2 protein-coding genes are annotated in these 1,667 nt (G+C 38.7%); both read right to left on the bottom strand.

The features are described 5' to 3' along the window. A partial coding sequence (locus tag WFK35_RS22645; protein WP_336734883.1) for a DnaJ domain-containing protein occupies positions 1–847 on the bottom strand: 847 nt, incomplete at its 3' end. A gap of 74 nt (positions 848–921) precedes the next feature. Further along, positions 922–1,458: a nucleotide exchange factor GrpE gene (locus WFK35_RS22640; protein WP_076392462.1), complete on the bottom strand. Its 537-nt coding sequence runs from the start codon at positions 1,456–1,458 to the stop codon at positions 922–924. Positions 1,459–1,667 lie beyond the last annotated feature (209 nt).

The following is a 1,667-nucleotide window of genomic DNA, read 5'->3' as shown; positions in this document are numbered from 1 at the left end:
CTTTTTTCGTTCCCAAAGCGGCTTCAGCAAATGAAATATACAATTCCTGATGAAGATTATCGCCTTCTCTTTTGATTACTTTATCAACTTCCTCTTCGATAATTACCAGTAAATCTCCCGGAATTCCACCGAAAGGAGCATCATTACCTTTTCCTCTTACGTTAAGCTGAATGCCGTCTCTTGCTCCCGCTGGAATATTAATCGTTACTTCCTCTTCATCTTTAATTAATCCCTGAGCATTGGCGCCCGCCGGAATTTTATCTGCCACTTTTCCGATTCCCTGACATGTTCCGCAGGTTGTCTGGGTCTGCATCTGTCCGAACATCGTATTCATTACCTTAAGCTGTACACCGGAACCGTTACAGGTAGGGCAGGTTTTTGAAGTGGCACCTTCTGCCATCTTCATTTTCTTTACTTTAATGGTTTTCTGCGTTCCGTTCACCATTTCATCAAGATTCAGCTTAATTCTGATTCTTAAATTAGAACCTTTTACCTGTTGACGACCTCCTCCGCCGCCGCCGAATCCTCCGAAACCGCCACCGAAAATATCTCCAAACTGACTGAAAATATCTTCCATGTTCATTCCGCCTCCGAAACCGCCTCCGCCGAAGCCTCCGTTTCCGCCCATTCCTGCGTGTCCGAACTGGTCGTATCGTGCACGTTTCTGTTCGTCGCTCAGAACTTCGTAAGCTTCTGCAGCTTCTTTAAATTTTTCTTCGGCTTCCTTATCTCCCGGATTTTTATCAGGGTGATATTTTATGGCCATTTTACGGTATGCTTTCTTTATTTCGTCGGCTGATGCAGATTTGCTGATCTCAAGAACCTCGTAATAATCTCTTTTTGACATCTTTATATGAGTAATTAGTAATGAATAATGAGTAATATCAAAAATTGCTTATTACCCATCACTTATTGCTTATGTTAATTTCCTGTAACTACTTTTGCAAAACGGATTACTTTCTCTCCTAAAGTGTATCCTGTTTCAATAACATCTACAATTTTTCCTTTCAAATCTTCTGACGGAGCAGGAATCTGGGTGATCGCTTCGTGGAAATCCACATTAAAGCTGTCTCCCGCTTTTACTTCCATTGCTTTCAGTCCTTTTTCTGTCAGTTTATTTTTGAATTTGTTGTAAATTAATTCAACACCTTGCAGATCAGCAGGATTTCCGTTCTTCGCGATTTCTTTAATCGCTCTTTCAAAATCGTCCAATACGCCCAGCATAGAAATCATCATATCCTGATTTGCATACTGGAAAAACTCCATTTTTTCTTTGCTCGTTCTTTTTTTATAGTTTTCGAATTCTGCGTACAATCTGATGTAACGATCCTTTTCTTCTGCCAAAAGTTCCTCTGCTGTCGGTTTTGCTGTCACATTTTCCTCAGTTGCCGCTTCGTTCTGAATATTCGTATCTTCTTGATTATTGATGCTTTCTTCGTTAATATCCTGATTTACCATAATTCAATCTTTATTTTCCTTTTTATTCACAAACATTCTGCCAAAGAAAAAAGCGTGACATTTCGTCAGATTTTGAGTGTTTTTTGCAATTTAAATGGAGCGCAAAAAAATTCCTTTCTCTTTAGATTCGGCAAAATTTTGTAAAAATTTTTGATGGGGTTGTTCTAAAAATTATTTAAACTACAGTTATTTTTCTTGTTTTTTTAAGA

Origin of the sequence: Chryseobacterium sp. VD8 (assembly GCF_037149975.1) — a bacterium.
In the GTDB taxonomy this organism is placed as follows: domain Bacteria; phylum Bacteroidota; class Bacteroidia; order Flavobacteriales; family Weeksellaceae; genus Chryseobacterium; species Chryseobacterium indicum.
This window is presented reverse-complemented; position numbering and strand designations above follow the sequence as displayed.